Genomic DNA, 21836 nt, shown 5'->3' on the forward strand with positions numbered 1-21836 from the left:
AGTTGAGAGCCCACTGCATTGAGCCGCCACTTCTTAGCGCGCGGTGTTCTCTCGCTCAATGACGCGTCGGGCTGGCTGCCTTGGTGCCGTTATCCGCGCGGTTCTTGTTTCGGCTTGCCTGCCTTGGGAGCCGACGACGTAAACTTGCCGACCTGCCGCTGATCGGGAATGTACCATTCGTTCAAGAGCTCGCTCAATTGTATGACACGCTCGGCATTCCTGCTGGCAAGATTGTTTTCTTCTTTGGGATCTAACTTCAGATTGTACAGTTGAGGCTCTCCGCTGGTTGGCGGATACTTCATTTTCCCTGGTTGGCCATCATAGGTCAGCAGCAGTTTATGGTCCCCTTTAATCACCCAGCGATACAGGAGTGATGCCTGAAGGTTCTGGATGTCGGCGATATCGTGAGCGAACGATTCGCCGAACAAGGTCTCTCGCTCGATGGCTTTGCCAGACTTCAGTTCCGGCAGGAGATTGAGTCCCGGGAAGTCGTGTGGGCCAGTTGCTCCGGCGGCGGCCAGAACGGTCGGGACGAAATCGATTGACGAACACAGCTCGGGGCGGTCCAGTGCTGGGATGGTTCCCGGCCAGCGGAACATGATGGGCGTCCGCGTGCCGTGCTCATTCGGACTGCGTTTGGATCGCATTGCATAGCTGCCTTTTTCGCTCTGAATCCACCCATTGTCACAGATGTAGAACACGAGTGTGTTTTCTTTGATCCCTGAGTCATCGATGTGATTGATCAGCGTTCCGCAGGTTTCATCGAACCATTCGCACATCGCATAATATTTCGCGATCCGCTCGTGGACTCCCTTCGCCTTGTACTTTTCTAACAGTCGAGCCGGAGGAGTGTGTGGCGTATGCGGCATGAACGGGGCATACCAGACAAAGAAGGGCTTTTCGTCCTTCACAGAGCGATCGATGAAATCCAAGACCGGATCCAATCCTTCGCGTCCGATCTTGAGCCCGGCATCGCCGTGTCGCCCGCGAGGATTCGGGTAGCCCGCTGTCATGCCTTCGGTGAATCCGCCTCGCTGGTAAGAACCCTCCCACCACTTACCGCTCTGGTGGCTCACGTAACCTCGCTCTTTCAGCCACTTCGGCAGCGATCCCGTCTTGTCGATGTGAGAGATGAGAAGTTCTTTGGCGTCTTTGCCCGCCTTCTGAGCGTGAGCCTTATTTGCAGCGGTGTTCGCTGGATCGTTGCCGGTCGTTAAATTCTGATGTGAATAGAGACCGGTGATCAACGTCATCAAAGAAGGACGACACAACGCAGTGGGAACATAACCTCGGCGAAACAAGGCGCTCTCCTTCGCTAGCTTGTCAAGGCTGGGCGTCTCAATTTCCGGATGCCCCATGAATCCGTAATCGGTGTACCCCTGATCATCAGAGAGGATCAGAACGATGTTAGGAGGCTTTGATTCAACGGCGGCTGCGTTTGCCACAATCAAGAGAAAAGAGAGCGCGCAAAGAATGTGTTTCATGCTGTCGTCCGATGGTTGGTTTGATGGTTGTCCATGAGCAGCATGGCTGCTCATGAACTCGGCGCAAGTCGCCCTACTTCTTAAAGAGCTCGTGCTTTGAATCCCCACCACTAATCAAGTAGGCGGTCAAATCGAGGATCTCGTCTTTCGTCATCCGATTGAATAAACCGGCCGGCATCGGAGAGACGTTTGAAACAAAGATCTGTTCAACCGAATTGCGGTTGATCGTCACTCGTTTGTCGGGAGCAGTAAGATCCGTATTGAGTGTAATCTGGTCGCCGTTCAAGTTGACGACCACGCCTGTATAGATAACGCCATCCTCGGTAAGCACCTTTACCGACGAGAACTGGTCATTGATGACTTTGCTGGGATGGATCACCTGGTCGAGCAGGTCGTGGGCCGAATAGCGACGGCCGGCGGACGTCAGATCGGGACCGGTCATACCGCCTTGATTTCCAAAGCGATGACAGGCGTAACAGGCAGCAGCGGCAAACATTTTGCGTCCGTTGTCAAAGTCCCGCTGTTTCAGGTCCGTGCGAGCCGCTTGCGAGAGTTCGTCAAGCGTCCACTGCGTCTCGGAACGCCCCGCGAAAATGTCGCCGAGATTTTCAAGTGCGGACTTCTCCGTTGGCTTCTTGGCCAGAACCTCATTGAGCGACTCTTTCTCAGAGACACTCAGCGATGCGACCGCGTCGTTACGGATGAACTCGATGAACTTGGCGAAGCTCGCTCCACCACGATAATTGGCGGCTTTGAGAAACCATTCAAAGTACGCGGTGTGCAACTCATGGTTCCAGCCAGCTTTCAAAAATCGGATCGAACGGGCATACTGCACCTGCTCTTCCTGCGTCGGAGCGGCCTTGATCAACGCCATCGCTTTCGCTGCGACCGTCGGTGATTCCAGCCAGGCGAGAGTTTCGCACAACAGCCAGTTCAGCTCGAAGGACTCGGACGGAAACAAAGGGTCCAGGGCCGCTGTCAGCTTTCCAACCATCTCATCATCGGGACGACCGAAGCGAGTGAGAATGATTTGCAATGTGCGTTGCAACGTGAGCTGAGTTGTGGCATCCAACTCTGCCCAATCGATCGCCAGTACCGCGGTCAGCAGTTTGTCGCGCATCTTGGTGTCCACAGCAGGGCTGGATTCGCCTCGATGCTGTGGGCAGACGCCAGCCACTCGCGAAAGAGCCAGCAGAGCTTCGACCTGAAGCTCTGGATCGGACTCTGCCAGAGCCTTGCCGGCCCATGTTTCGGCAGGCTGATGTTCGATCGCTGTTCGTGCTGCATTCCGAATGAAGCGGTCGCTGCTAGAAAGGTGCGGCCATGCGACGGTGACAGCCTTGGGATCCTGGCGGCCGTGATACTTCTCCAGTGAACGACGAAGCTCAAGAGCGTCCGTCGTCATCGGCTCCGCTTCAACAAGTTCCGTGGATTCATCACCAACATAAGTCACGCGGTAGAGACCCGATTGCACTCGGCGGCCTCCGATCGTGAAATACATCGCTCCGTCACTCGGACGAATGATCGCGTCGGTAATGGGCAGCGGCGCTCCGGTGACAAATTCCTCTTTGGTTGCTGTGTAACTTGAGCTGTTTGGATCAAGCTTGAGATGAATGGCGTAGAGCTTTCCCCAGCTCCAATCGAGTGCATACATTGCGTTCTGATACATCGCCGGGAACTTCGCGCCGTATCCGAAGGTGACACCCGTGGGCGACCCAGGCCCGATATCGAGAACGGGAGGCAGATTATCTGCATAGAACGTCGGCCGTTTACCGGCTCCATTTCGCCAGCCGAATTCGGCGCCGCTGGTCACTTGGCAGATCCGCGTTGGCCGGTACCACGGCACATTGAAGTCGTACTCCATGTCTGCGTCATAAGTAAACAATTCCCCATCACGATTGAATGCCGCATCGAAGATGTTGCGAAACCCATTGGCGTAGGCTTCAAAGTTTTTGCCATCCGGATCCACTTTATAAATGATCCCGCCCGGTGCAAGTCGTCCACGATTGTGTCCTCGCCCATCAGGCATGCTCGGCAGAAGATGGTCTTCGCCCCAGACTTGTGGGACTTGTGACGTCTTCGCCAATTCCGTTGGCGTGGTGTTGTTGCCAGTGATCAGAAACAACGACTTACCGTCGGGACTGGGGACCACTGCGTGGACTCCATGGTCTCCCCTGGCCTTCATCTCTCGCAGCAGTTCCACCTTGTCAAGATGGTCGTCTCCATCGCTGTCGGTGATCCGATACAAGCCAGATGGAATCTTTTTTTCGTAGTCATTGACGGCGACATACAGGGCATCAAAAGCCCACACCATCCCATTGACCGCGCGAATATCAGCGGGCACCTTCTCAATCTCGGAGGCACTCAGTGTCTCTCCAACCGCTGGCGGCGTGATTCGATAAAGCCCGCCAAATTGGTCGCTGACAATCAATCGCCCCTTGTTGTCGGTGCAAAGGTTGACCCACGATCCCTGCGTATCGCCGGGGACTGAGTAAAGCAGTTCCGCCTTGAACCCCTTGGCGACCTTGATGCGATCAATGGGAGTCGCCGTGTTGCCAGCCTTCTCCGTCACCGAATCAATCACGGCCTTGGCGGCCTTGCCTTTGAGATGACGCAGGCGGATGTCTTTGAACTCGACGGTCATCGGCGCTCCGGCGTGAAGCTGGAGAGCGAGAATCCCTTTCCGCTTCGCTTCGGGATGATTGTCAGTCAGGTCCATCGTGGTCACGCCGCCCACTTGATGAATCTGCCGATTGCCGACTGCGATGATGGTCAACTCGTTCCACTCGTTATCGACAAGCTTTTGCTCTTGATCGCCAACTTCACCAACGACCTGTGGCTGACCATCATCACCCACCACAACCCGCTGAAAACGCTTGGCAACGATCCCCCGCCACTTCTCAGCATAGAGCATGCCGAAGAACTCTTGCTTGGGATGCAAATCGGCTTGATAACCTTTGACGACGAAGTCCTCAGGCTTTCCAACCAACTCACTGCGATACTGTACGCCAGAGTTGTTTCCTGAAAAACGGACCTTGGCCTTAAAGACAAAGTCGGCAACATCACCACCCTGCCAGACGAGAAATGTGTTGCCTTTGGTCGGCTTGTCTTTCGTGGTCTGCCCAAAGATCACGCCGTTTTTAACCTTCCAAAACTCCGTCTTACCAGCCCAACCGGACAGGTCTTCTCCATTGAAGAGGGACTGGAAATTTTCTTCGGCAGAAGCCGGCTTGGCCGAAAGGCTCAAGGCGATCAGCCCGATAGAAAGCACAGCGAATCTGGCAGCACAATTGATAAACATTTGTTCCCGTTAGTCTTTTCTGATCATTGGAGGAGACTGATATCCGATGTCGGCCCTGCAGAACCGACTCAGCGAGTCAGGTTACTCTATTCGGCCAATCCGTATCATGTTGCTGCCGACACCCGAAAAATCTAACGCGGAAATCGAAAGTTTTTTTTGACGCAATCCCCCAGGCTCTCGTGCAACCGCACGTTGGGCTGCCATGGCCGGTCGTTTATCGGACCCAAAACGACGGTGTGACGTCGGCCTCAACCGAAAGGCTCCCGCTTGCGGGAGCGTCGGCCGGTTTGCAGTGGTGGCGCGCTGATGATGGTGCAGAGTTGCAAGGCGGCGACATTGATGATCTCAATGGCCGGCCGGGGAGGGTTTCGTTGTGGCTGCCTGCGGTTGGCGTTGCCCCGATTTGTTGATGCCTGCAAGCACGCTCCCTACGAACCCGCCCACTCACCCTACGAATCCTTGCATGCACATTACGAACCGAATCCCGGTGCCAGGAAGCCAGAATGCGCATTGGTTCAAAGCAGCGGCCTAAACCGTCACCTTGCGGACACCGTTTTCAATCAGGGGACCTGAAGCAAGGCCTTTGGCCTCCCGTTGTGAAGCCATCCAGCAATGAACACTGGATTCAAAATCGAGAACGATCTCGTCCGGAAGATTTGAGTTTGTCGGGGTCGTTTACTCTGTCACCTTCCACACCGCTTCTTCCGATACAGAAAACGAGCCCATCGTCCTCTGTTCCAAATGATCCACCAACCGCTTGAACTCCCCTGCCTCTTCGGTACTGGGTGTTTCAGTCAGAAAGAGCGGCCACTTTGGCTGGCCCCAGAATGTCTCTTCGTAGGTCTCACCTTCGCGTTCGATAAGCAGCAGGCCGGACGTGATGTTGCCACCGATTTCTCCAAACAGAATGTCCAGACGAACCGGATCATTCCCCACTTCGATCCACTTACTGCAGGCGAAACCAGCCGGTGCAATCAGACATGGCAACGCAGGATGATCGGTGCGTTCAATCCCGAGATTCTTGAAGCACGAGTCCTTCCGGGACCCTTCAAAGACTGGCTTTCCATTGATCGCGACCAGCAGGTGATTGTCTGCATAACCCCAGAATCGATAGCGTCCTGCAGCAGGCGGATTCACCTGCCCTTGGTACCACGCAATCCAACCATTTTTGCGCGCATAAGGTGCTAGGCCGGTTCGGTCTGGGAACTCGTGAAAGCCTCCTGCAATGCCGCGGAAGCGAAGCGGATCACCTTGCTTGAACCCTTCAATACTGGGGTCGTCGTTGAATCCCGAACGAATCAGCGGCAACAACTCGCGCGCCAGCACGTCCTCGCTGAGAGTTTTCTTGGCGACGGTGGTTGATCGTTGGTAACCAAAGACCATCCCCTGGAATGAACCGTCACCGGGAGACGCTGCCAGAACCGACAGTTCGGGCAATCCCTGCGACAGGTGGGCTGGTGTTCGTTTCTCGAACTTGCCATCGCGACCAAATCTTGCAAACTCCCCTTCATGCATCAGCTCTGCAGACGAGCCTTTGTGATCATCGACTGAAATTTTGCCATCGAGAACCAGAACCTCGGAGCCCTCCGCACCAGCTGTGACGACAAAACTCGTGCCCAGATCAACAAACTTCCGCTGAGCCGTATCAACAACAAATCCGACACCTTGCGGCGGGACGACCAGCTTGACCTGTCCCTCATGAAGTGACACGCGTTGATCACTGCTGAGCATCAGCTTAAGCGGAGCTGTCGCGACGACATGCACACCGGTTTCGCGAAACGCCAGCTCGATCAGCCCTCGCTGCATTTCGAGTTCTTCGCCAGCGAACAGTTCCATTCCATTGGCAACATTGCGATCATTTCCGGTGGTGCCATCGCCTTCGATCCGAATGACTCTGGCGATGCCGTGTCGGATCTCGCCGACGCGTTTTTCAGGAGGGCGAAACCAGCCGAAGGCGCCGAACACCACCGAAGCAGCGATCGCGCTGATGGTCAGCCACAACGGGATCGACCGCCTGGCCATTCGCAATGCCGTTACGCGGTCCCTGGACGCCGCGACCACCTCTTCGGTCGCAAGCTGTTGCCACTTTGCATCAATCGTCGCGAGCGAACGCAGCGTGGCCCGAGCTTCCGCACTGGTCCGCAGCAGATCCTCCAAGAGCTTCAGCTCTTCAGGAGTGATTGCGCCATTGAGATATTGATGAAGCAGATTGAGTTCATCGTTGTTCATGATTCAGCCCCCGGAAGCGTCTTTTCCATGCAGCGATACAACTCCTTGCGAATCCGCGAAAGAAGTTGATACAGCGAACCTTCTGTTCGTTCAAGCTGCTTGGCCAGTTCGCGAATAGTTGTGTCCTTGCCGTAGGCAGCAAGCGCCAATTCTCGACGCTCACGCGGCAGCTTGTTAATGCACTGATCCAAAGCGCGCAGTTGCCGTTGACGCAATGGCAATTCCTCGGCCCCTTCGTCAGCCAGCAACTCAACAATCTCTTCTGCCAACACCAGCCGATCCCGCGCAAACCGACGCCGAGCCGACAGCAGTTCATAACGGGCGATCAGACAGCACCAAGCGCCAAACGCGGAATGGTCATCAAGTGTCGAAAACTTCCGCAACGCCGCAACGCTGACCTCCTGCATCACGTCGTCCACTTCCTGCGCCTTGGGGCAGCAAGATCGCACATACGCTCGCAATTCCGACTCATGTTGCATCCAGAGCCTCAGAAACGTCTCGCTTAAATCGGGGGCCTTGTCTTGCCGATCAGATGCTGTTGCCATGTTTAGTCCTCGCCCTTCTGCTACCGCCCCACGCCAAATCCAACGCAGATTTCTTTTTTTTATCTGTTTAATTTTCTTCTTCCGAGTGCCGTCACGCAGTATCGCAACAAGAGCCCCGCTTAACAAAGTCCGAAATCGCAAATGCACGCGACCGATTTGGAGGACGGCTATCCCAAGACGATCGAAACGTTCGTCGTGCAAACGACGCAATGTCCGAGGTCCCGGATCTGGAGAACTCATCGGCACCCAATCTCACGAAATGATCAGGCTTGATTCGGGCGTCTTGGTGTTCTGCATCTGCAACGATTGCCTCCATTTGCGTTTGAAGCTGTGGGCTGGACCGTCCGAAACGCGTCGACACCAACGCTGAAAACCAGGCTGCTGATTGCAACGACCGCTGGCCCATTGGAATTTGAATCGGGTACACCGGAAACGTACGTCGGACGTCCGCCCGGCGCCGACAATCACTCGACGAACCAAGCATTGCCCCGCAGGCACGGAGCCGAGATTTTCCTGAATTCAATCCACTCGCCGAGCCGCTGAATTTCAATCTTCTTCGCAACGCAATTTTTCCGGGGTCCGCTTCGTCATCGACCATACCAATGTAAAACGAAACGCGTCATGCAGGATCCAGGACCAGCGGGCGGCGGCGCTTGGTGTCGCCCGTTAGGGACTGAGCAAATCTTGCTGACTAGCGAACAATCTGCAGTGACTTTCCCAAAGGAGTTGTGAGAGCGTCTGGGCGGCGCGCACATTTTGTGTTCATGTGTCATTCATTATCGATGCGTTAAACACAGGGCTGCATCAACAAATAGCATCTGATTGGAAAGGGAGCCTACTCGCCGCGACATGAAAAAGACTGGTGACCGACAACAGGGTAGAGCATGCTCCGGTTGCGACAGGCCGAACGTTTCTCTTGTCCCCGATGCCGCTCCCGTTGGTTCTTCGCCTATCGGATCACGCAATGCATTTGATCTCGCGTGTGTCGTTTCAGAGGCCAGAGCCTGAGGGATCGGGTTCAGCGGATGCCCTGAATCGTTTTTTGCAGGAGAGGTTTCCAGCGGAACGCAGTGCCTGCCGCCGACGCTAGATTACCGACCAACGCAAGTCTGTACCGCGACAGCCACTTCGCCGTCCAGAAACTCACTAGAAAACTTGCTTCGGCGACAGCCTGAGCAAGAATAGTCACTCTGTCGTAGATAGTGTCTCGGGGAAGAACATCGATAAAATCGGTGTCACGACCGAATAAGCCCTAACAAACGCATACCCAAGCAAAAAGTTCCAGAACCCCTGTCTGGTTTGCAACATGAAACTTGCCGAGGGGCCTGCAAAAGATTAAAATCGTTGATGAGTTGGCACCCTCCGACAAACAAAAACGTCCCAGAAGGCAAATTCGGACATCAGCGATTCTTTCGCACAACTTTCAACGGTGATTCGGACACGTCGAGTCGGCTTGTGAACTTTGCGCAAACAAGGAACCCCATGCGATCTTTTATCCACATCTGCCAATCGCTGGCAATTTTCTTGCTGCCATGCACTGCACTCGCGGAGTGGCAGACTTTCAAAAGCAAAGCGGGAACCGAAGTCCGAGCAGAGATCGTCGGCGTCACCTTTCTCGGCAAACTGAGACTTCGGACAGTTTCCGAGACCATTGAAGTCGACATCGACCAACTGGATCTCGATAGCCAGCGGCAGGCGCTCTTAGACCTACACGCGATGATCCCTCAGACAGTTGCAAACGGGGAGAAACCTGTCAAGAAACGGAAACTGTCGCCAGAGGACGAATTGAGCCGGGCGTGGAATGCCTACAGACGGAACCTGACGAACGAGCTAACGGATTCTTGTGGGCAACTCCGCCGCTTCGTTTTGAAAATCAAAGATCCTGCCAATAAGCGTACTGCACTCCTGTATATGGAGAGAATCAACAGTGAAATGATCACACGACCGGGCTCTTGCTTGTCGCTCACAGATACAATCAGCGACTACTTGCGTGACCCGGAGTCAGCAAAGGTTGTGGTGCGGTTTAAAGCCCTGCTTTCGCTGACGGAATCCACCCAGGATAGATTCGATAAAATCACGGCGGACAGCCTGATCAGTAAGGCAAAGAACCGTGATTACGCGCGGTACCTGGCCTTAATCCAGAGTGTCAAACGAGAAGCGTCATCGCTTAGCCTGGACGCAATGGAAGAGGACGTCGGAGCACTGGAGTCGGCGTTCTTGGCACTCTACAACGCTTGGATCGGTGGGAATGATCAAAACTAGCTGTGTGAGAAGCGATTCAATCGTGTTCAAAAACAGCGACGTGGAGAACACTTTTGCCATGCCCATTGCATTCGACGTGAAGTTTATAACGTTTCCCGTCATGTTTTTTGGTTCAGCGTGAAATTGATTTTTCGAACTGAGTCGTTAATCTCTTTTGGAAGCAGTGCCTATTGCGCTCACGCGCGAATCTCCAGCAAAGGCAAGTGAAATCACCTTCTCTGTCTCCACCAGTTCGCCGCCAAAGACTTGGCGAGCGACCAATCGATGGCTCCGACGAAGGCAGATTCCAAACGGCCTACGCGCTACAAGCCAAGTCCGGCTGACGTTGTTCAGCGCGATGTTGTCTTGCCGCTCTTAGTTTTCTGTCTCGACTTTCATGAATTCCCCTGTGTCTTGCGGTCAGACGATCATGTGGGGGCACGTGGCGTGCTCCTCTAGCAGTTCATCGACGACTTCGTTCTTGTGAACGAACTCTGCTTCTAGCTTATCGTTTTTTTGCTCGTGGCTGGTTTTGCGTTGTTGATTGCCTGTCGACTCAAACGCTTTCTCGCCGTTTTCAAAGAGTTGCTTCTGCCACCAGTACAACAGAGTGGGCTGGATTCGATATTCTTCACAGAGCAACGAGATCGGAACTTGACCGACCGGATGTCGGTGGACGATTTGCTAGCCACTGATGGTGCCTCGCTTTCTACGAGGCATGGAAATCTCCTGAGGAAGTCAAGAGATTAACTCACCAAACTGAAACGTCCGGTTCTAACGGAAGCATTACGCATGGAAACACAAGAGTCTAGACGACGTGCTAATGGCAATCACAGTGAACACGTCATGGATGGAAACGGGAAACGCTCAAACAGACTTGCAAATGCGAGGCTCCCCATGCCTCGATTGAGTGGCATGAGTTTCTCTAAGACGAATTAATCGTCGGTGAAGTTTTCCCCTGGAAACGATCCGCAGTTCCTTCCCATGGCCCTTACCACGATTGGGATGCAGTGAGTCAGATCATGGAAGAAGAGATGATACACTCGGTCGGTATCTCACTTAGCTTGAAAATGTTTGCTAGTTACCGGTGACGATTTTGGCCGTGGTAAAGACACCATGGCCATTATCTCTTGCAAGAGTCTCGAGCGTTTGCATGTCCTCGCTGAGCCCAATGGTGTGAATCCTCGTCAGCTTTGGCCGACTCCGATTGTAACTCGTAATTTGTTCAGTTTCGCGAGAATCAAATTCGCCATCAGTGAGGATGACCACGCAATCCGGGGAGAGATCCAAAGCAATTTTAACGGCTCCCAAAGGAGAGGTGCCTCCGCCTGGAGTGACACGATCTAGCGACCTCTTGGTTCGTTGCTTAACTGAATCGCTCGCTGAAACAAGACTTGGTTGCGTGATCTCATACGCACTTGTGTCAAACATCAACACTGCAAACATCTGCTGCGAATCCAAGGCGTCGATGGAGTCTTTCAGCGCTTTCAAAACACTCTGAAACCGGGAAAGAGACATACTCCCCGATTTGTCGATCACATAAACAACAGACCCCATTTCTTCACTTACTCGAAGCGGGTTGCCAACTCCTTCACAAAGCGGGACAGGATTAGTGTCAAACTCGATCAACCGTGAAGGCTTGGAAGGCTTCGTCCGACTGGTTGATCGTAATCGGTCGCCCCTGTCAGATTGGGTGTTTCCGGAGTGCACACCTGCCCCTTCGCCCTCGCGGCCTCGCCCATTTCCTAAGAGCCCTCTCGATTTTCCAACAAGGATCGCAGTGAAAATGATCAAGAGTGCCAAAGCAGATATCGCAAGTCCAATCCAGTACCAGTAGGCCTCCCGTTCCCGTGAAGTCCGCTCAACAAGCGGAGGTCCTTCGCGATACAGCGGTGGCGGGCCAGACTGCCTATTCATTCGATATCATCTCCGAAGAACAAATATTTAAGTGGTCTCGGCCTTCTCTCCATTGACGCCCATTATCGAATGCAGTCGCATCAAAGAGATTCTCGTGGACCTGACGCCACTATTGAACCATTTGCGTTCCTGAACCGCGACTCAACGTCAGAGGCTGATCCTTTTCCATTAGCCAAAGTTGGTAAGAGACACCTTTTTCAATCAACAGCCCCCTCAAGATGTGGAAATCTGCATATGAGTTTGGCCAGATAGCAATCGTCAAGATTTTTCGGCTACTCGCAATATCGCCGAGTAGTTTCTGGAATTCTGGGTTTTCCTGCAAACGTGCCAGTTCCCAACCTTCGCCTACTATCGGCTCGACGCCCCAACTTCCTGAATCCTGCTGGGTGAAGCGAATCTGACCGGTACTTGAAACCCCCGAAAAAAGTGCAATTGGCCCCGAAAAATAGCCATAGCTGCGGTCAACGAGTGCTAATTCCGACCCCGCGCGACTGCTTTGCACCTTTGGCAATTGCAGAGTCATCATTTTACTCTCAAACAAGGCGCTATTTCGCCTCTCAGCCGCTTTGTATCTTTTCATGGCAGCCGAATGCGAAGTCTGAACGTCGCGGTTTTCTTCTTTTTGCTTTGCGTTTCTGTCAAGCAAGTTAGCGAGTTGCTTTGCGACATCTGAACGAGTGGAGGAAACTTGCCGCAGAGTTTCTTCATATTCAGAAAGTTCATTGCGCAGATCGAGGTACTCTTGGTCATCACCGGTCGGTTCGGTCTCCGGTAATGCTTGCAGAGCCGCATGTAAGTTCGAAGACTCCGCCGAAAGAGAATCTAGCTTTGTCGTCAAATCTCGGAGTTCGTCAGAACTAGGGGCCCGCTCGGACGGATCATTGGTCTCGATGATCGAACGACTTTGAATCATGATTGCCAAGAGTATGGCAAGGAAAACAATGCCACCGAACGTGTTGCAAATGGTATCAAGGAACAGATCGAAACTTGAACCGGAATCTTCCTTATTTCTCATTTTAGGTCGGCTGCCTCGAATTCGAGGAGAACAGAATGCTGCGTCTCGACGACGGAATAGCCAAAGGATGCACGAGACTTTTTAAGCGAAGACTTGATCGCCCGAAACTCCGACGCCCCCCCTGGTTCGACCAACACGAGTACGTGGCGATCGTTTAATGGAGTTAACGCCAGCCAATCATCTACACGGTCTGCTCGATCCCCGCCGACGAAACTCTCCTGCGAACGTGTTAGGCTATCCTTGATCTTAATCGCGTCTCGTGACACTGTGATCAGAACGAGGAACCGACCATCCTCGAGCCGACTGCGATAGATCTCCGAACTGTCACTTGAAAGCCGTTGGGAATGCGACTCAAATTCCTGTGACTCATTGTTAAGTTTGACGGTGTCCTGCTTTAGTGGACCAAGATCACTTGCCTGCGCCAACAGACCTTCAAATTCATGTTCGGTTTTACCTTGATGCTCGTTCAGGCGAGCTATCTCGGCATGAACCTGCTCTATTAGCCTCTTGGAGGACTGCACACTGTTCTTGAGAGTAGCGATGGTCTCCTCTCGATTAAATTGATTCACTTCACTGGAAGTCGCAAGTTGTTTGGAACGTGTTTCTAGCTTTTCTCTGAGATCCTGAACCTCGGATTCCAGATTGGCGATCGTTTCCAAAAGCGGTGAGACGTTCGCAGATTTTTTTTCGCCTGCAGTTTCTACACGTTGAGCTAACTCAAGTACTAAGATGAGCGTCACAAGAATAAAAATGCCAACGACAGCAGTGATGATGTCTTGGAATGCAAAGAATGAGACGCCTGGTCCCACAGAGCGTCGTCTAGCCATCTAGTTTGGTTCCTGTTCGCGTTGAACCTTGATTCGACTGACAATCTGCCGTAGCCCATAGTCCTGGCAGTCGTCTAAGAACACTTCCTCCGCCTTTTTTTGCGAGGTGATCCAGAGCTGTAAGACCAGCGCGATGACGAGCGCCAAGAGCGTGGTTTCGAACGCTGTGCTAAGCCCGCCAGTGACTTCTTTGAGCGAACCAACGATTCCGCTCACATCCGTCTGATTGTCAAGTAGGCTGCTGAAATTCCCAATCGCACTCGCCAAGCCCAAAACGGTGCCAATGAAACCAAGCACCGGGATCGCCCACAAAAATCCGCCCAATGTCGCGAACGAAGTTTGATGCGTGGACTCGTCGCGTTCACCAATTGACCGAAGAATGTCGTCCACATCGCTGGCTCGCCCCAGATTCTTTAGACTTGTGAGCGCAATAAGGATGCGGTTGTAAACAAGGAAGCGTTGTGGATCGTCAGCAATTGCGTAGATCGCTCGAATCACCTGATCGGCGGAGGTGGTCGTCAGAACAAACTCATGATTTTCCGGAATGACAGCGTGGCGGAGCGCGCGTCTCTGAATCGATAGTTTGCGTTTTTTGAAAACCAAAATCACAGCGCACCATAGCCCAAGAAAGACCGCGATGTATTGGGTGGGGCCACGTTCCAGCAGCATGGAGCGAAACGGACCTTCGGGAAAAAGGTACACTCCATAAAAGAAAAAGGTCGTCAACACAATCGCGACAAGACCCGCAAACCCTGAGTTGACTGCAGTACCGCTTCCCGCCCGTACGCCTAGCAGACGTTCCGGGTCAGCACGCAAAACACTTAGCGGGCGCGGTAACGCCGGACTAACGGACTGATCACTTCGATTAAATTGTTGGGGCATAGATTCCATCAAATTTCCTGAGAGGCGACTGCTGCCGCAAGCACTGTGGTCAAGAGCAATCCACCTAACGAAAGAACTTGGAAAACAAGCACCACGAGGGCACAGTATTTCCAGAAGACTCCAACACGCCGCACAGCTTCAATTGCAAGGTCCTCCCTCTCGGCTGAAAGCCCCTTGAGACTATTCGCGTATCTAAGCAAAAGTACTCCCGCCGCGAACATTAGGCCGCTAATAGTGATTCCGCAAAGCCCCGCAGGTACCGATCCTCTTTCATTTCCCACACTCCATGAAGCGACATCCGCAATCAACATAGTCGCCATAAAAAAGAGCAATTGCAAACTGGAGAAGACCATTATTGAAATTGCTAGAAATAATACTGAAATTCGCGAATTGACCATGCCTTTCAAAATGGAACGACTTTCAATTCCTACTCGCCCTCTGGTGATTTCTGCTTCTGGCGATTCATGCGAATTCATCGAGGCCAGTGGTGCCTGACTAAACCTTTCCGGGAGACTTGATTTGGCTGGTAGCCAATCGTCAAAACCCGCTCGCCAAATCAGAGTATTCGACGTTAGACTTCCCGACTTGATGAGAGCATCGATTTCGGTAAGTGTTAGTGGTCCCGTGGGTTCGCCGTCGATGTGAGCATACCACTCGACGGAGTTGTCATGCGGCTCACCTTCTCGAATCGCAAGAACAGGACCGCGTGACGAAAGTTGATTGTCGTTGTTCGACGATTCCAAACGTGAACTGGGCGCGGCCGATGGCTTTGTTGCAAAAAGGTCACCAAACTCCTCGGCCTGCATCCAAGAGATGCCGTCCGCAGAGACGTCGTGGAGTCGCGTAACCTGCCCACGTTTGACTAGCTCTCTTACCTTCTCAAGGGAGAGAGGGCCAAGCGTCTTTCCCTTGAAGCGGATATAAACACGGTCGCTGCTCATCTATTTTTGCTCGGGAAAAAAAACACCGGTCGTCCTACAACACAATCGTCTGTGTCTTCCAATAGTTCGGCTTCGCCTGACCGAAGATTACCAATTACCACCCAGTCTGCACGTCCATCCGAACTTGATCGGACAACTGCCAAACGGCCCGCTTCATCATTGACGGTGTCAAGACGGTCCTGGAGAAGGCTGACCTCAAACTCACCGTAACGATTAGAGCCCAAGACTCCGACCCAAGTGTATTTCATCTTTTCCAGCGTCTTAACTTCTAAAAGTGGCTGCGGACGCTTTCCGTAAACATCGGCAAGTCGCTGTCGCAGCGAATCCTGAAGTCCGCCGGCCAGGTTCGACTCAAACTTCTTGGGTGAAAACCAATCTTCTGTTTGGGAGCTTCTCTCACTTAGTGTTTGCAGTTGTTCCGCAAGTTGTGTCTCCAGCCAATCACTTCCCTCGCACGCACCGCTGAGAAGATAAGACACCAGAATCTCTTTGACTTGCGAATCAAGCTCATCACGAGCCTGAAGATTTGCAATGAGCTTCAAAAACTGCCCGGACCAATCTGTTAAAAATTCAGTCTCGTTCCGCCGGTATTCATCAAGCAACCTCGTGATTGACTGATTGGGCTCGGGGAAAACATGCAGGTCACCTGATAGACCTCTGGTCGCGACGGCGCCGGACTGATTGACAACAACTTCAATGCCGCGCAGGACCGAACTACCGGAGGCATCTGACGCAAAAGTTTTGCGGTTAGCGTCAAAGTAAGACTTGAAGACGAAGTACCGCTCGCGATCACCATCTGACTCGACAACAGTGTAGAAGTCGTTAAAGACAATCGCAGGTAACCCATCAAAAACTCGTTTGAGAATCTCTCGATGCTCGTCTAATTCTGAGACACACGATGCAATCTCTTTCGGTAGGCCGTCAAGGCGTTCGCCTACCGAGTCATTCATTTGATCCTGTGCCGCCCGGAAAGCCTTCATGCTTTCCTCAGAAAGATCCGCTCGCAAAGCCAACGATGTCGCCTCAATAAATTCGTTCCACGACAGTGCTGCAGTCCACAAGTCACTTTCTTCAGCGACAAAATTCAACTCATCAGCAATCGGAGAATTTGGGAAAGCTTCACTGAAACGTTGAAGATTTTCGGCCAAGCTATCCAACGAGGGTGACAAAAGGATCTTCTGCCACGCGACATCCATTTTCTGCATTTGCTCCATCCGCGAACGCAGTGATGAGTGGAGATGCGTTGCTCTCTCATGTGCCGCTTTGACCTGCTTAATCGAAGACTCTGAAGCTTCGGGGAATTCATTCAGAATCGCTTCTAACTCAGAGGCAACGATGGCAATGCCGAGAAGTGTTTCTTCAGCGACAATACCTTGTTCAAGTTCGTCGAGTTTGCCCCGGTGAGCTTTCAGTTTTTCAAGTTGCTTCAAGGTCTGAGAACTCTCAACTTTAGCTTTCCACAAACTCCATCTCCGCTGGACCTTAAACGCAGCTGCTTTCTCGGATTCAGTCTTGGCCAGCGTTTCCGCTCGCAATAGTGCGGAACGATCAATGTCCCCTGCTTCAGCCTGATCCGCGATCTCTAGGTACTCTTTAAACTTGCTCTTTCTGTCTTTTTCTTCTTGAACCTTCTTTTCAAGCTGCAGTGCGATTGAAGCAATCGACGGATGATCAGCAATGTCCTTTTCGCGAGCCTTAAGATCGGCGTGGAATTGCTCTGCGCCGTCGAAATTCTGTTCCTTCAGCAGCGTCTCAAATTCTGCGACAGCGAGCTCGATCTTTTGGCTGCGCATTTCTTTGTACTGCCACCAAGCAAACGCAGCAATCAATAAAACGCATGCCGCAATGATGCCTCCCATCCCTAACTGAAACGATCGACGTTTGGTGAGAGCTCGTTCTTCAGCGAGGCTTTGATACCGACGCAGCAAGTCCAATGGGATCGGTTCGTCAAACTTCGTACAACCATGATACGCGGTTTCCAACTCTGAAAGAGATGCGTTGCGGTCGATGGTAGCTTCTAGCTTACCGATTGCACGACTCCAACTTCGACGCTCTTCCTCATCGTGGTCGAGTTGCGCGATCCATGCCTTAGCGGCCTCGATCTGCTCGGCGATTTCCCGCGGAGCCGGGCGGTCGAGCTTTGCGGCGTTCTGCGCCCAACGCTTTAGCAGTACTCGTACCTTATCCTCCTCAAACTGGCAGAAAGCTTCATGAACTTGAGGACCGATCAACTTGATTTCAGACTGCGCTTTGATCGATTCGAACCTAGCACTCGCATTCTCCAGTTCAGCAGAAAGGCTTTTGTCGGGCGTTATAGTCCAGGCTGTCTCATCTATTTCCCGTCTCAACTCGACGATCGTGCTGACATCTGCTGATTTGCTTGCCTCGCGAACCTCCTTTCGAATCTCTTTCAGGCGACCGCGTTCCCAGTTCTCCAAATCATCTTTCCAGGATAAATTCAGTGGGTCATTCTCGACAAGCTGACGCAATACCTTCAGCCTCCATGCCAAAGGCGCCCGGGCCAACGCCATCTTTCGATGATTCTTCAGCTGACCTGTCAGCCGCTGATTCTCGACGATCGCTGCATTAATTTGATTAGCACGCTCTCGATTAACTGCGGGAGGTGCGGGGACTCCCAGTAACTGGAGGATATCAAACCATTCTTCAGCTTCTGGAAAATCAAAAACTGATGCATCGTCAACAACATCAGGAGCGATGGATGCCTGATGAATCGCTTCAGACTTCAGTCCCTTGTCCAACAAGGAGCCGACGTTTGCAAGCCGCTTATTTATCCGAGACACTTCCTCAGAATACTCAGAGGCCAGCAAACGCATTGCCTCCTCTGTAATACCATCTCGCTGCCTAAGCGATTCGCGAATCCGCTGGGTGATGCCTGTCATGGTATGGCCTTGGTGTACTTCGAAACTCGCAGGAGTGGGCTTACTACCGTTTCGCTAATCTTTCGTGTAATATAAATGTTTTGCGGTGTAGGTCCTAGAAGCTCTATTTGTCCCAGTTTCAATTCGATTCCATCGTTAAGCTTTGAAGACATATCAATTGCTCTCTTAACATTGTCCCTTAGGGCGATTGCATGCACTCTCAGATTGGGTAACTCGAGACGCTTAGCTTTGGGTAATTCCTCTTTGTTCTTCTCAAACTCATCGATCAACTCGATTAAATCCTCAGCGTTCTTTCCGTCCCTTTTAAGCTTTTCCAGAAACTCGTCTCGAGAAAGCTGGTCTCCAGAAAGAGAGTGGGCTCCCGGAAGGCCGTTCAGCAGAGTAACCATACTGTCTTTTAGTTCTTGAACCGCATCCGGAAGTTTTGCACCTTGCAACTGGTCGAGCTTTGATCGTTTCCAGTTCTCTAAGTTTTTGGCTTTCAAAGTCGCTTGATGCAACTCCTTCGACAAATGATTGCAGGTTTTTTCAAACTCGTTTAGCTTGTCAATTTGATCAGATTGCTTCGAAAGGTCTAACTCGTAGAAGAATACGAGCGCCCCATCCGGCGAAGTCTCGGTCGCAAACCGCAAGAATCGCTGCTCTGGTATCGACATTGCTTTTGATTTGAGTTCGCTTCTTGGAGAGGGCTTCGCCAAATGGGAAGACTTCTCATCAAATAATGACCATTTGTAGCTATTCGCGTCCCCGAGTTCTTTGATCGCTATCCTTTTCTCACCGTGTATCCCAAATCCACCTGCCGCACCGACCGTCACCGTAAGTTCCATCGTCCTTGCAAGAAGTTCTTCGGCCTCCTTAGCAGCGATCTGCTTGGCCTCCTCAGCTTTGATCAGCTTGGGCCAAGCAATTTGTTTCTTGCTGATTTTATCAAATCTATCCGCCAAGTTGCCGATGTCTTTTTTCGCTTTTTCGCATTTGCTTATTTCTTGGTCCAACGTGTTAATACGCTGCTCAAAATCCACGGAGTTCTGCTCCATGCCGCTGCTTGCCCGTTCAACCTTATGTTTCAACGAATCGACGTCTGCTCGTAGCTTAGGTGCCGAAATTTTTGCGGTTTCAAAATTGAGCTTTAACTCGCTAATCTCCTTGCGCAAAGCACGGATGTATGTTTGCACTTCTAACTTTTTCCGCTGTTCCTTGAGCTCTTTTACAACTTCTTGAACAGGCCACGACTCCAGTTTGGTAATTTTTTTCAATACAGTCGCTTTCATTTCGGCGAGTTGTGGTGCTTTGTCAGGGAATTGAATTTTCAACTTCTCTAACTCCTCACCTGCAACGTCAATCTCCTTCAAGATACTGCTGAGCTCGACTTGGCTATCCTCAGAAACGGCAGGCACCTCTAGATATTCTTTGCCAGCGAGCTCCGACCATTTGTCTTCAAGGAGGCGGAGACTAATAAACAAATCATCCTTCTTCTTTTTATCCTTCTTCTTTTTAGCCTGCTGGATCATAGGATCGACCGCGGTCGTTTCACTTGGTTCCTCAATTTCGACACGGTTCTGAGCGATTGCCTTAAGAGGTCGTTTCACCAGCATGAACGCCCCTCCAGCCACTAAAATCAGCAAGCAAATTGCCAGAGCCCCCCATAGCCATCGAGCGTTGTCAAATTGTTCTGTCGAAATCGTTGGTGGCGTGCTCGAACCAGGAGCCCTGGGCGTTTTGTAATGGGTGGCACGAGCTGAACCTTCTTTTGCTCTGACCGATGGTGGCAGTAAGTTTGGTAAGGAATCGTCCGAGAGTAAGTCTGGGCTTTCCCAAGGGAGAGTCGCGTCTTCTACGAAAGCTGCTTCTCGCTGGCTGGGAACTTCGGCATCAATTTCTTTGATCACCGGTTGGCTCGCCGCATGGCGGGCGAAGCGTATCCACTCATTCTGTTGGCCGATGTTCCCCGGCGCCGACAGATTAACGACGCGTCCACTTGCGGGGGCCATCCGAGCTTCCTCGCTTCCGCTGAGTACAAAACGAACTTTGCATTCGGCTTCGGGGGGCAGTTTGGTGTAGTAAGTACTAAAGGTTGCATTCCATCGATGCTCTTCTGGAAGCAGTGCGATAGACTCGCAAAGCAAGTCCAAGACGACTCCGCCTTGAGCCACGTCGAACACGACCCAGACCGGTTTACTTCTCGATTGCATCCAAGCATCGGCAAGAACTCCTGCCCAACCGGCATCTCCCGTTGCTTGTTGCCACGCCTTGCAAATCGCTGGACTCGGTGGCGGAACATCAGGAATCCGAGGCCCTTGCTGAGGAATTGCGGTTTCACCGTCCCAATCCCGACACATTAGTTGGCTATTCTTTAGAAGCGATGCCGGCCCCGCTGCGACCTTTTCATCAGGCTCAACCACAACATGATGGGCCAATTTGTTGGTCCGACCTGTATAGTCGACACCGTACGAGGAGACCCGGGACAAGACCGAGACAGAACGCCCCGATGCCTTTAATTTGATGTGAGACCAATTGGTCGGATTCTGGTCCGCCCGCTCGCTTTGCGGTTGGTAGACGTGCCGATATCCAGAGAGTGACTCAAGTCGATTAGCGAGATTGACCGGTAGCCCAGCCGTGCTGAGCACGGTGCAAAATCCCCTAGTACCCTGTCGCAATCCTGCCTGGGCCGATGTGTAGAGCAGTTCAAAACTCATAACGTGCCACCAGTTCCATTATTGAGCACGACACTTTCTTTGGCTTGCCTTGTCCCTGAACTGGTGCCAGCTTGGACAAGGCCCTTGGAATGCAAAGCAAGCGCGTGGAGAAGAGGAACCTCCACCCAATACGGCCGAAGGTCGCCTGGGCGAATCCCAAGAGTACCGGTCTCACCATCAACTTCCGGACTGACACCCGTTGCACTGACCGGGATAAAAGTAAGGTCCTTCGCAAAACTCTCGGCGGCCGAGACAATCTCTGGACAGAGCGAAGCGAGCAGCTGCTTCAACTTTTGGGAAGCGGACTCAATTGCAGAAAGATTCAGGACGGAGCATTTATTGCCATCCAGTTTGCTATACGGATCGTCGTTGCGAAGATCTGGCAACAACTCTTTCCAGCTATCCCACTTAGTCACGACAATTGTAACCGGGCGTTGATGATGCTCGTCATCGCGGAGGCCTGCATGACTGTCTTGCCTCTCATGGAATTGGAATTTTGCCTCCGGTGAATTAATCTCACCCCCCGAGGAGAATTCTGATGACAAAAAAACGACGATCTTTCACCGCTTCACAGAAGGCTGATGCGGTTCGCAGGCATCTTAAAGACCAAATTCCTGTCTCGCAGATCGCTGACGAGATGCACGTCCAGCCAACGATGATCCACAACTGGATCAATTCCGTGCTTCAACAGGCTGAACGCTCTTTTGAGTCGCCGCGATCGACGAAGGCTGAAACGTCCAAGCACGATGCCAAGCTCCAGAAGATGCGTGAGAAACTCGACGCTAAGAACGAAGTCATCTCTGAGCTGATGGAGGAGAACATCCGCTCAAAAAAAGAAAATGGGGAGCTCTAACCGGT

15 protein-coding genes are annotated in these 21836 nt (G+C 52.2%); 2 read left to right on the forward strand and 13 right to left on the reverse strand.

Features of this window, described 5'->3' with window-relative positions; genetic code table 11:
• Positions 1-89: 89 nt before the first annotated feature.
• The 4 genes from SV7mr_RS08975 to SV7mr_RS08990 form a co-directional block, all read right to left on the reverse strand.
• Complete coding sequence (locus SV7mr_RS08975; protein WP_145271216.1) at positions 90-1484, reverse strand: sulfatase family protein; 1395 nt, start codon at positions 1482-1484, stop codon at positions 90-92.
• Positions 1485-1557: 73 nt separating this feature from the next.
• Positions 1558-4785, reverse strand: coding sequence for a 3-keto-alpha-glucoside-1,2-lyase-like domain-containing protein (locus SV7mr_RS08980; RefSeq protein WP_145271218.1), 3228 nt, complete (start codon positions 4783-4785; stop codon positions 1558-1560).
• Positions 4786-5460: 675 nt separating this feature from the next.
• Positions 5461-7014: a FecR domain-containing protein gene (locus SV7mr_RS08985; RefSeq protein WP_145271220.1), complete on the reverse strand. Its 1554-nt coding sequence runs from the start codon at positions 7012-7014 to the stop codon at positions 5461-5463.
• Positions 7011-7559 (reverse strand): sigma-70 family RNA polymerase sigma factor, encoded by a 549-nt coding sequence (locus tag SV7mr_RS08990; RefSeq protein ID WP_145271222.1) that lies wholly within the window; start codon positions 7557-7559, stop codon positions 7011-7013. Before SV7mr_RS08990 ends, SV7mr_RS08985 begins: the two co-directional genes overlap by 4 nt.
• A 1482-nt stretch (positions 7560-9041) precedes the next feature.
• Here SV7mr_RS08990 and SV7mr_RS08995 point away from each other — a divergent pair.
• Entirely contained in the window at positions 9042-9821 is a 780-nt protein-coding gene (locus tag SV7mr_RS08995; protein WP_145271224.1) for a hypothetical protein, read from the forward strand.
• 399 nt (positions 9822-10220) lie between these two features.
• Here SV7mr_RS08995 and SV7mr_RS09000 read toward each other — a convergent pair whose 3' ends face one another.
• The 9 genes from SV7mr_RS09000 to SV7mr_RS09040 all read right to left on the reverse strand — a co-directional run bounded on the left by SV7mr_RS09000 (position 10221) and on the right by SV7mr_RS09040 (position 21523).
• Positions 10221-10442 (reverse strand): hypothetical protein, encoded by a 222-nt coding sequence (locus SV7mr_RS09000; RefSeq protein WP_419188295.1) that lies wholly within the window; start codon positions 10440-10442, stop codon positions 10221-10223.
• A gap of 435 nt (positions 10443-10877) precedes the next feature.
• Positions 10878-11429, reverse strand: a complete 552-nt coding sequence (locus SV7mr_RS09005) for a vWA domain-containing protein (RefSeq protein ID WP_419188296.1) — start codon at positions 11427-11429, stop codon at positions 10878-10880.
• Between the two features lie 397 nt (positions 11430-11826).
• Positions 11827-12732, reverse strand: a complete 906-nt coding sequence (locus tag SV7mr_RS09010) for a hypothetical protein (RefSeq protein WP_145271230.1) — start codon at positions 12730-12732, stop codon at positions 11827-11829.
• Positions 12729-13559: a hypothetical protein gene (locus tag SV7mr_RS09015; protein ID WP_145271232.1), complete on the reverse strand. Its 831-nt coding sequence runs from the start codon at positions 13557-13559 to the stop codon at positions 12729-12731. Before SV7mr_RS09015 ends, SV7mr_RS09010 begins: the two co-directional genes overlap by 4 nt.
• Positions 13560-14441, reverse strand: coding sequence for a MotA/TolQ/ExbB proton channel family protein (locus SV7mr_RS09020; protein WP_419188297.1), 882 nt, complete (start codon positions 14439-14441; stop codon positions 13560-13562).
• An 8-nt stretch (positions 14442-14449) separates the two neighbouring features.
• On the reverse strand, positions 14450-15382 hold the full coding sequence (locus SV7mr_RS09025; protein WP_145271236.1) for a DUF4339 domain-containing protein: 933 nt from the start codon (positions 15380-15382) through the stop codon (positions 14450-14452).
• A complete protein-coding gene (locus SV7mr_RS09030; protein ID WP_145271239.1) occupies positions 15379-18282 on the reverse strand; it encodes a hypothetical protein in 2904 nt (967 codons plus the stop codon). The genes SV7mr_RS09025 and SV7mr_RS09030 overlap by 4 nt, the downstream gene beginning before the upstream one ends.
• Entirely contained in the window at positions 18279-20978 is a 2700-nt protein-coding gene (locus SV7mr_RS09035) for a GAP1-N2 domain-containing protein (protein ID WP_145271241.1), read from the reverse strand. Before SV7mr_RS09035 ends, SV7mr_RS09030 begins: the two co-directional genes overlap by 4 nt.
• Positions 20975-21523: a hypothetical protein gene (locus tag SV7mr_RS09040; protein ID WP_145271243.1), complete on the reverse strand. Its 549-nt coding sequence runs from the start codon at positions 21521-21523 to the stop codon at positions 20975-20977. The genes SV7mr_RS09035 and SV7mr_RS09040 overlap by 4 nt, the downstream gene beginning before the upstream one ends.
• Between SV7mr_RS09040 and SV7mr_RS09045 the strand changes: the two genes are divergently transcribed.
• On the forward strand, positions 21517-21831 hold the full coding sequence (locus SV7mr_RS09045) for a transposase (protein WP_145271091.1): 315 nt from the start codon (positions 21517-21519) through the stop codon (positions 21829-21831). The genes SV7mr_RS09040 and SV7mr_RS09045 overlap by 7 nt on opposite strands.
• The last annotated feature ends 5 nt before the right edge of the window (positions 21832-21836 follow it).

The organism is Stieleria bergensis (assembly GCA_007745635.1).
In the GTDB taxonomy this organism is placed as follows: Bacteria; Planctomycetota; Planctomycetia; order Pirellulales; family Pirellulaceae; genus Stieleria; species Stieleria bergensis.

Excerpts from the sequence above, each read along its gene's own strand:
- SV7mr_RS08975 (WP_145271216.1), bottom strand. The coding sequence starts at position 1,484 with ATGAAACACATTCTTTGCGCGCTCTCTTTTCTCTTGATTGTGGCAAAC.
- SV7mr_RS08980 (WP_145271218.1), bottom strand. The coding sequence starts at position 4,785 with ATGTTTATCAATTGTGCTGCCAGATTCGCTGTGCTTTCTATCGGGCTG.
- SV7mr_RS08985 (WP_145271220.1), bottom strand. The coding sequence starts at position 7,014 with ATGAACAACGATGAACTCAATCTGCTTCATCAATATCTCAATGGCGCA.
- SV7mr_RS08990 (WP_145271222.1), bottom strand. The coding sequence starts at position 7,559 with ATGGCAACAGCATCTGATCGGCAAGACAAGGCCCCCGATTTAAGCGAG.
- SV7mr_RS08995 (WP_145271224.1), top strand. The coding sequence starts at position 9,042 with ATGCGATCTTTTATCCACATCTGCCAATCGCTGGCAATTTTCTTGCTG.
- SV7mr_RS09010 (WP_145271230.1), bottom strand. The coding sequence starts at position 12,732 with ATGAGAAATAAGGAAGATTCCGGTTCAAGTTTCGATCTGTTCCTTGAT.
- SV7mr_RS09015 (WP_145271232.1), bottom strand. The coding sequence starts at position 13,559 with ATGGCTAGACGACGCTCTGTGGGACCAGGCGTCTCATTCTTTGCATTC.
- SV7mr_RS09020 (WP_419188297.1), bottom strand. The coding sequence starts at position 14,441 with ATGCCCCAACAATTTAATCGAAGTGATCAGTCCGTTAGTCCGGCGTTA.
- SV7mr_RS09025 (WP_145271236.1), bottom strand. The coding sequence starts at position 15,382 with ATGAGCAGCGACCGTGTTTATATCCGCTTCAAGGGAAAGACGCTTGGC.
- SV7mr_RS09030 (WP_145271239.1), bottom strand. The coding sequence starts at position 18,282 with ATGACAGGCATCACCCAGCGGATTCGCGAATCGCTTAGGCAGCGAGAT.
- SV7mr_RS09035 (WP_145271241.1), bottom strand. The coding sequence starts at position 20,978 with ATGAGTTTTGAACTGCTCTACACATCGGCCCAGGCAGGATTGCGACAG.
- SV7mr_RS09045 (WP_145271091.1), top strand. The coding sequence starts at position 21,517 with ATGACAAAAAAACGACGATCTTTCACCGCTTCACAGAAGGCTGATGCG.